The sequence below is a fragment of the Microbacterium sp. genome, assembly GCF_035554235.1.
Classification (GTDB): domain Bacteria; phylum Actinomycetota; class Actinomycetes; order Actinomycetales; family Microbacteriaceae; genus Microbacterium.
Window position 1 is genome coordinate 1 of the sequence record NZ_DATMIO010000196.1, and the last position, 8213, is coordinate 8213.

The following is an 8213-nucleotide window of genomic DNA, read 5'->3' on the forward strand; positions in this document are numbered from 1 at the left end:
CCTCGTGCATGACGGTCGTGCCGGGGGAGAGGTATGCCCCCAGGCGCACGCGTGACGCATCCGCGATGCGAACCCCGACCGGGGTCACGTAGTCGAGCAACCGGGGGAACTTGTCGAGCCCCTGCACCTGCACGCCGTCACGGAGCAGGAGCGGGCGCAGGCGCGTGAAGTCGTCGGGATGCATCGGCCCGGCGTTGGTCCAGGCCACGATCGGGAGGTGGCCGAAGATCCCGTCGAGGTTGACCTCGTTCGGCCGCACCAGCAGGTGCGACAGGGCATGCAGGCGCAGGTAGGCGTCGGGCGTCGATGCGGGCGGCGCGTCGAGGTCGATCTCGAGCGTGACGTTGTCGACCGTGACCGCGCGGCGCGGATCGGCGACCGCGAGCCGCTCGAGGCCCTCGGCGATGATCTCGGGGTCGCGTCCCTGCGGGATCCTGCCCTCGTGCGGCTCGGGGAACCAGGTGTCGAGGACGGTGCCGTCCTCGGAGATCGTGACGAGGCCGTCGCCCCATACGTGCCGGGAATCGCTCATCCCTCCACGGTAGCGTTTGCGGCCCCCCGGCGGAGCGCCGCCGGACGGGAGGACGGCCATTCCCCCTGGCTAGACTCGGTGGATGCCCGAGCTCGATCTCACCGCGTCATCGCTCGATCTCACCCGCGCGATCTGCGACATCCCGAGCGTCTCGGGCGATGAGGCCACCCTGGCCGACGCGATCGCCGCGGCCGTGGGCGTGCACCCCCATCTCGAGGTCTACCGCGACGGCGACACCGTCGTCGCCCGCACGAGCCTGGGGCGCGCCCAGCGGGTCGTGATCGCCGGGCACATCGACACCGTGCCGATCAATGCCAACCTGCCGGTGCGCGACATCGAGAACGACGGCGAGCACTACCTGTGGGGTCGCGGCACCGTCGACATGAAGGCCGGCGTCGCCGTGCAGCTCAAGCTCGCGGCGGAGCTCGCCGCGCCCCGGTTCGACATCACGTGGATGTGGTACGACCACGAGGAGGTCGATGCCGACCTGAACGGCCTCACCCGCCTCGCCCGCACGCGGCCCGATCTGTTCGCCGGCGACTTCGCCATCCTGGGGGAGCCCTCCAACGGAACCGTCGAGGGCGGCTGCAACGGCAACCTCCGCGCCATCGTGCGAACCCACGGGGTGCGCGCGCACAGCGCCCGCGCCTGGATCGGCGCGAATGCCATCCACGCTGCCGCCCCGGTGCTCGGGCGGCTCGCGGAGTACCGGCCCCGTGACGTGGCGGTCGACGGGCTCGTCTACCGCGAGGGCCTGAACGCGGTCCGCATCCTCGGGGGAGTGGCGGGGAACGTGATTCCCGATCTGTGCGAGGTCGAGGTGAACTTCCGCTTCGCGCCGAGCCGCACGCCGGAGGAGGCGGAGGACCACGTGCGCGCGGTCTTCGACGGGTTCGACGTCGACGTGGTCGATCTCGCCCCCGGCGCGCGGCCGGGACTCGACGCGCCCGTCGCGCAGGACTTCCTCGCCGCGGTCGGCGGCGAACCCCGCCCGAAGTACGGCTGGACCGACGTGGCGCGCTTCTCGGCGATGGGCGTGCCCGCCGTGAACTACGGCCCCGGCGACCCGCACCTCGCCCACCACGACGAGGAGCGTGTCGCGGTGGCGCAGATCGATGACGTCGAGCGGGGTCTGCGGGCGTGGCTGACGAGCAGCTGACGGCCGGCACCCCGACCCGCGCCCGCTGGAGGACGCTCCCCGCGGCGCTGCGCATCGGCATCCTGTACCTCGCCGCACGAGTGGTCACGACGGGCTTTCTCGTGGCCGCGGCCGCGATGTCGGGCCCGGCGAGCCGCTTCGGCGAGAACGCCACGATCGCCGATCTGGTGCTCGGGTGGGACTCGCAGTGGTACTGGTTCGTCGCGGTCAACGGCTACCCCGCCGACCTGCCGCTCACCGAGACCGGCATGGTCGCCGAGAACCAGTGGGCGTTCATGCCGGTGTACGCATACCTCGCGAACATCGTGGGCCTGCCGTTCGGGGCGTGGGGCTTCGGCGCCGTCGTGATATCGCTCGTGGCGGGATACTTCGCGTGCCTCGTGCTCTACCGCCTGCTTCGCGAGCGCCAGGATGTCGGCGCGGCCACGTGGGCGACCGTGTTCTTCGCCGCCGGACCGCTCGCCGCGCTCTTCCAGGTCGGGTACGCCGAGTCGCTGTTCCTCCTGTGGCTGATGCTCTCGCTGCTGTGCGTTCTCCGACGCCGCTACGGCTGGCTCTACCTGCTCATCCCGCTGATGGGCTACACCCGGCCCGGTGTGCTGGCGTTCGCGCTCTTCCTCGCCCTCTTCGGCGTCTGGCGTTGGCTCTCGCGGCGCCGCGAGCCGCTGGATGCGCGGGAGATCGTCCACATCGTCGCCCTGGGACTGCTGGCCGCGGTCGTCGGATTCTCGTGGCAGGTCATCGCGGGCATCGTCACGGGCGATGCCGGTGCGTACCTCGCGACCGAGCTGGCCTGGCGCCGCAACTGGATCGCCGACGCCTCGGGGGCATTCATCCCCTTCGACGGGTGGATCCAGGCGGCGGGCTTCTGGTTCGGGTCGTGGGGCCTGGGTGCCGTGACCGGCTACGTCGTGCTCGCGGCATCCGTCATCGCCGTCGCCGCCGTGCTGATCTTCGAGCCTCACGTGAAGCGCGTCGGCGTCGAGCTTCGGCTGTGGTCGGCCGCGTACCTCGTGTACCTCTTGGCGGTCTTCTTTCCGCAATCGAGCATCTTCCGCCTCCTCCTTCCGCTGTCGCCGCTGTGGGGCGCGGTCGCCGCCCCGAAGTCGCCGGTGTACCGCTTCTCGGTGCTGGCTGCGTGCCTGCTCGGTCAGTGGTGGTGGATCCACGGCATGTATGCGCTCGGGAATACGTACTGGCAGATCCCCTGAACACCGCAGGGAGGGCGGCCACGGGCACGGCGGTGAGCGACGTGTCCGGTTGGGGGGATAAACTTGAAGTGCAGACCAGCGACGAAAGGGAGCCACGATGGCAGCCATGAAGCCGAGAACCGGAGACGGGCCAATGGAGGCCGTGAAGGAGGGCCGACTCATCATCGTGCGTGTGCCGCTCGAGGGTGGGGGACGTCTCGTCGTGTCGGTCAACGACGCGGAGGCCAAGGAACTCTATGGCGTGCTCGGCGGGGTCGTCAACGCCGCATAGCAACGCATGACGTCCGAAAGGGCCGGGTCGATGACCCGGCCCTTTCGTGTGCCGCGCGGTGTCTGCCGGCGCGGCGCGACGTCAGGCGGGCGGGGCGACGGTGGTCAGCTGCAGGAGTCCTTCGTCGATCGTGGAGAGCGCACCGATGACGGCGGGGGATGACTGGGTCTCCTGGATCAGGGAGCGGTATGCCTTCGTCGCCTCGTCGCGCTGCACGGGATCGGCGACCCGGCCGCCGTTGAGCACGCGGGGGATGAGCACGGTGCCGCCGAGGCGCACGAGCCGGAGGCCGTGCTCGACGTATTCGATGACGTTCTCCGGATCGGCATCCACCAGCACGACGTCGTACGACGCCTCGTTCATGCGCGGGAGCACGTCGCTGGCTCGGCCGGTGATGAAGCGAGCACGCGCGGCCGGGATCTTGGCCTCGCCGAACGACTGCCGGGCGACGCCGAGATGCTCGGGCTCGCTGTCGATCGTGGTGAGAGTGGCGCGCGGCGCGCCGTGGAGGAGCCACAGCCCCGACACACCGGCGCCCGTGCCGATCTCGACGATGTTGAGGGCGCGGGATGCGGCGGCGATGACGGCGCACTGCGCACCCACGCCCGCACTCACCGGTGCCGCACCGATCTCGAGCGCGTGCGTGCGCGCCCGGGCGATGTGCTCGGGTTCGATGATCGCGTCCCGGGCATACCTTGCGTTCGCGTCGTGCTCGCTCATGAGTCCTCCACGCCCAGGCTACGCGGAGGACGCGCAGGCCGCGGAGAGGCGCGGCAGGTAACCTGAGAGCATGTTCTTCGGCTTGACGATCGAGAAGCTCGTGCTGATCGGTGTGATCGCCGCGCTCCTGATTGGCCCGGAGCGCCTGCCGCGTTACGCGGAGGGCCTCGCGCGTTTCGCCGGCCGTGCCCGGGAGTACATGCGCGGCGCCAAGTCCCGCGTGCGCGAGGAGATGGGGCCGGACTTCGATGACGTCGACTGGCGCAAGCTCGACCCGCGCCAGTACGACCCCCGACGCATCATCCGCGAGGCGCTCCTGGATGACACGCCGGTCGCACCGGTGCGCGCGGCATCCGTCGGGGCGGCCGTCGCCGCCACCTCCCCCGCGCCGGTGGAACGTCCCGCGTTCTCCCCAGCCGACCCGCCGCCCTACGACGCCGAGGCCACGTAGCGGCAGAGTTTTGTGGGGCTCCGCCCCACACCCCCGGCTTGCTGGCGCGTGCCTCACCGGGGCGTGAACGGCAGCGACCTGCCGGCGAGCCCGCGCCGCGTCGCCGCGAGGGCACCCGCGAGTCGATCGATCGCGACCGCCGCCGGATCGTCGGGGTGCGCGAGCACGACCGGCTCACCCGCATCGCCGCCCTCGCGCAGCGTGGCGCTCAGGGGGATCGACGCGAGCACCTCGACCGGCTCATCGTCGGTCGACAGCGCCGCCGCGACTTCGGACCCGCCGCCGGAGCCGAAGAGCTCGAGGGGCGTCCCGTCCGGGAGCGTCATGGCGGCCATGTTCTCGACGACGCCGATGATGCGCTGCCCGGTCTGCCGGGCCACGAGCCCGCTTCGAACGGCGACATCGGATGCCGCGCTCTGCGGGGTCGTCACCACGAGCACGTCGGCGTTCGGCAGCAGCTGGCCGACGGAGATCGCGATGTCGCCGGTGCCCGGCGGCATGTCGAGCAGCAAGACGTCGAGGTCGCCGAAATACACGTCGGTGAGGAACTGCTGGATCGTCCGGTGCAGCATCGGGCCGCGCCATGCGACGGCGCCGGTCGGCGCCTCCCCGGCGCGGCGCAGGAACATGCCGATCGAGATGACCTTCACGTCGTGCGCGACGGGCGGGAGCATCAGGTCGTCGATGCGCGTCGGCGTCGGCACGTCCCCTCCCCGTGTCAGGCCCATGAGCGCGGGAATCGAGTACCCGTGCACGTCGGCGTCGATGAGCCCGACGGTGATCCCGCGCCGGGCAAGGGCGACCGCGAGGTTTGCGGTCACGGTCGACTTGCCGACCCCGCCCTTGCCGCTCGTGACCGCGATCACGCGGGTGAGCGAGTCGGGTCCGAACGGCATCGCGCGCGCCGCGCGGCCCCCGCGCAGGCGATCGGTGAGTGCGCGCCGCTCGTCGGGCGTCATGACCCCGACCGCGACGTCGACGGATCTCACGCCGGGGACGGATGCCGCGGCCTGCCGCACATCGGATTCGATGCGCGTCGCCGCGGGGCATCCGATGATCGTCAGCACGATCGCGACACGCGCCGCGCCGTCGTCGACCGCGATGTCGCGCACCATGTCGAGCTCTGCCAGCGGCCGGCGCAGCTCGGGGTCTGTGACCGCGCCGACCGCTCGCCTGACCGAGTCGACCAGATCGCTCGAGGTCATCGGCCGTGGCCGTCGGTATCGCCGTCGATCTTCTCCAGCATCGCCTTCAGTTCGGTGCGGAGCGCGTCCTTCGTGACGACGTCGGCGTGGAAGTCCGCCACCGCCATGCGCAGGGCGACGATCTCCCGCGCGAGGTATTCGGTGTCGGCGAGGTTGCGCTCGGCGCGCTGGCGGTCCTGCTCGATCTGCACCCGGTCGCGATCGTCCTGGCGGTTCTGCGCAAGCAGGATGAGGGGGGCGGCGTACGAGGCCTGCAGCGACAGGATCAGGGTCAGGAGGGTGAAGTTCGTCGCCCTCGGGTCGAACTGCAGTGCCACCGGTGCGAACGTGTTCCACAGCAGCCATACCGCCACGAAGACGGTCATGCCGATGAGGAACCCCGAGGTTCCCATGCCACGGGCGAACGCTTCGGAGAACCGTCCGAACCGATCGCGCGACGGCTGAGGATTGCGGCTCAGCATGCCCGTGCGCCCGCGGGGCGCGTCCAGTGCCGGCTGGCGCGACGAGCGCGCCATCAGCGCCTCCTCCCCGCGCCTCTGGTGCTGCCGAGGGGCGCGGTGCTCGCGGTCGTGGGTGCGAGGGAGACGACCGGGTCGCCGTCGTGCGAGCGCCAGTCCTCGGGCAGGAGGTAGTCGAGCACGTCGTCGACGCTCACCGCGCCCACGAGCCGGTGCGCCTGGTCGACGACGGGGAGGCACACGAGGTTGTAGGTGGCCAGGATGCGTGCGACCTCGGCCGCCGACGCCGACACCGTGATGGGCTCGAGGCTGTCGTCGATGATCGCGCCGAGCCGCTCGTGCGGGGGATAGCGCAGCATCCGCTGGAAGTGCACCACGCCGAGGAGGCGCCCGGTGGGCGTCTCGTATGGGGGCAGGGTGATGAACACGGATGCCGCGAGCGCGGGGTGCAGTTCGTGCCGGCGGATCAGGGCCAGTGCTTCGGCGACCGTCGCGTCGGCGGAGAGCACGATGGGCTCCGGGGTCATCAGGCCGCCGGCCGTATCGGGCCCGTAGGCGAGGAGCATCCTGACATCCTCGGCCTCCTCCGGCTCCATGAGCTCCAGCAGCTGCTCGAGCCGCCCTTCCGGCAGCTGTGCGAGCAGGTCGGCGGCGTCGTCGGGTTCCATCGCGTCGAGGATGTCGGCCGCGCGCTCGTCTCCGAGCCGCTCGAGGATGTGCATCTGCTCGTCCTCGGGCATCTCTTCGAGAGCGTCGGCGAGGCGCTCGTCGGAGAGCTCCTCGGCCACCTCGATCATGCGCTCGTCGGGAAGGTCGAGCAGCGTGTTCGCGAGGTCGGCCGGTCGCAGTTCGGAGTAGCTCGCGACCAGCTGCTCCGCGGACTGCGCCTCGCCGGGTGCTTGGTCCTCGCGCACCTCGGACCACGCCGCGAACGTCGTCGGTCCCTTGGCGAAGGGCGACGCGCTCGTCTTCGGCTTGCGCAGGAACAGCTGGCCGACGGCCCACTCGCCGATGCGGTTGCGCTCGATCGCGACGTCCTCGATGACGGCCGTCCCCGATCCGTCGTTGAGCTGGATGCGCCGGCCGATCATCTCGGCCATGACGCGCACCTCACCGCCGCGCGGCTGGAAGCGGCGCACATTGATGAGCCCCGTCGTGATGATCTGGCCGAGGGCGACCGATGTCACCCGCCCGATCGAGAGGAAGACGTGGCGGCGGCCCGGGATCTCGCACACGAGGCCGACGACGCGCGGGGGGTCCGATTTTCGGTACACGACCACGACGTCGCGGACCTTGCCGAGCCGGTCGCCGGCGGGGTCGAAGACGGCGCAGCCCTGCAGGCGCGCCACGAACACCCTTTGCGTACTCACGCTCCCAGCGTAGTCCCGGCACCCCACACGAACCCCGATCATGCGTGCCCGGGCATGGGAGACTGGGGTGATGAGCATGATGGGCGGTCCCCAGGCATCCGGTTCGACCGAAGTCGGCGAAACGGTGGCGAGCTTCGCGGACTACGAGGGGGCGCAGAAGGCCGTCTCGAAGCTCATCGCCGCCGACATCGCGGCGCGCGACATCGCGATCGTCGGATGGGGGCTGCGCTCCATCGAACGGGTCACCGGCAAGCTCGGCTACGCGACGGCGGCGCGCTCCGGGGCGATCAACGGCATGCTGATCGGGCTGTTCTTGGCGGCGATCCTCGTGCTCGGCAGCCCCGTGCTGCCCATTCAGGCATTCGTCGGCGTGCTGTTCGTGGGCATCGCGGTCGGAATGCTGCTGAGCCTCATCACGTACTCGTTCATCCGCCGGCGCCGTGACTACGCGAGCGTCATGCAGGTCGTCGCCGACCACTACGAGGTGGCCATCGCTGCGCGCAGCATCCACCGCGCGCGGGAGATACTGGGCAGCGCCGGAATCGAGCGTCCCGCCGTCGCTCGCCCCGCGCGCGTGGCGCCCACCGCGCCGCCGGTCGGCGACCCGGTCGTCGACCCCGAACGGGTCGAGCCGCCGCGCTATGGGGAGCGGGTCGCACCGTCCCCGACCCCCGGGGCGGAGCCGACGCCCCCGGCCGCGGACGAGACGGGCGATGCCCGTCACGCCCGCCCCTCCCAGGATCCATGACCGAGGCCGAGGTCCGCCTTCCGGTCGATCTCCCGGGGGGAACGGTCGAGGTCTCCGCCGCCTACGGCCGCCCCGACGAGGCGTGGGC

10 protein-coding genes are annotated in these 8213 nt (G+C 71.2%); 5 read left to right on the forward strand and 5 right to left on the reverse strand.

Annotated features, from left to right (window positions below; all coding sequences use genetic code 11):
• Nucleotides 1–532 (reverse strand): 2,3,4,5-tetrahydropyridine-2,6-dicarboxylate N-succinyltransferase (locus VNT50_RS10160; protein ID WP_491715938.1); only part of this gene is annotated, 532 nt, incomplete at its 3' end.
• An 82-nt stretch (nt 533–614) separates the two neighbouring features.
• On the opposite strand from VNT50_RS10160, the gene dapE reads away from it, so the two are divergent.
• From dapE to VNT50_RS10175, 3 genes are all read left to right on the forward strand, one after another.
• Nucleotides 615–1691, forward strand: coding sequence for a succinyl-diaminopimelate desuccinylase (gene dapE, locus VNT50_RS10165; RefSeq protein WP_325484998.1), 1077 nt, complete (start codon nt 615–617; stop codon nt 1689–1691).
• Nucleotides 1673–2902 carry a hypothetical protein gene (locus VNT50_RS10170; protein ID WP_325484999.1) on the forward strand — a complete coding sequence of 410 codons (1230 nt, stop codon included), beginning with the start codon at nt 1673–1675 and terminating at the stop codon, nt 2900–2902. The genes dapE and VNT50_RS10170 overlap by 19 nt, the downstream gene beginning before the upstream one ends.
• Before the next feature lie 97 nt (nt 2903–2999).
• The gene (locus VNT50_RS10175; protein WP_325485000.1) at nt 3000–3173 is read left to right on the forward strand and encodes a DUF3117 domain-containing protein; all 174 of its coding nucleotides are present in this window, start codon (nt 3000–3002) and stop codon (nt 3171–3173) included.
• Nucleotides 3174–3254: 81 nt separating this feature from the next.
• Here VNT50_RS10175 and VNT50_RS10180 read toward each other — a convergent pair whose 3' ends face one another.
• Nucleotides 3255–3893 carry an O-methyltransferase gene (locus VNT50_RS10180; protein WP_325485001.1) on the reverse strand — a complete coding sequence of 213 codons (639 nt, stop codon included), beginning with the start codon at nt 3891–3893 and terminating at the stop codon, nt 3255–3257.
• Between the two features lie 70 nt (nt 3894–3963).
• Here VNT50_RS10180 and VNT50_RS10185 point away from each other — a divergent pair, with 70 nt between their 5' ends.
• A complete protein-coding gene (locus tag VNT50_RS10185; protein ID WP_325485002.1) occupies nt 3964–4344 on the forward strand; it encodes a twin-arginine translocase TatA/TatE family subunit in 381 nt (126 codons plus the stop codon).
• 53 nt (nt 4345–4397) lie between these two features.
• Here the strand turns inward: VNT50_RS10185 and VNT50_RS10190 are convergent, their stop codons facing one another.
• From VNT50_RS10190 to VNT50_RS10200, 3 genes are read right to left on the reverse strand one after another with little or no spacing between them, the layout of a single operon-like run.
• Nucleotides 4398–5549, reverse strand: coding sequence for an Mrp/NBP35 family ATP-binding protein (locus VNT50_RS10190; RefSeq protein WP_325485003.1), 1152 nt, complete (start codon nt 5547–5549; stop codon nt 4398–4400).
• Complete coding sequence (locus VNT50_RS10195) at nt 5546–6064, reverse strand: DUF1003 domain-containing protein (protein WP_325485004.1); 519 nt, start codon at nt 6062–6064, stop codon at nt 5546–5548. The genes VNT50_RS10190 and VNT50_RS10195 overlap by 4 nt, the downstream gene beginning before the upstream one ends.
• The gene (locus VNT50_RS10200) at nt 6064–7377 is read right to left on the reverse strand and encodes a magnesium transporter MgtE N-terminal domain-containing protein (protein ID WP_325485005.1); all 1314 of its coding nucleotides are present in this window, start codon (nt 7375–7377) and stop codon (nt 6064–6066) included. The genes VNT50_RS10195 and VNT50_RS10200 overlap by 1 nt, the downstream gene beginning before the upstream one ends.
• Nucleotides 7378–7447: 70 nt before the next feature.
• On the opposite strand from VNT50_RS10200, the gene VNT50_RS10205 reads away from it, so the two are divergent.
• Nucleotides 7448–8125: a general stress protein gene (locus VNT50_RS10205; RefSeq protein WP_325485006.1), complete on the forward strand. Its 678-nt coding sequence runs from the start codon at nt 7448–7450 to the stop codon at nt 8123–8125.
• Nucleotides 8126–8213 lie beyond the last annotated feature (88 nt).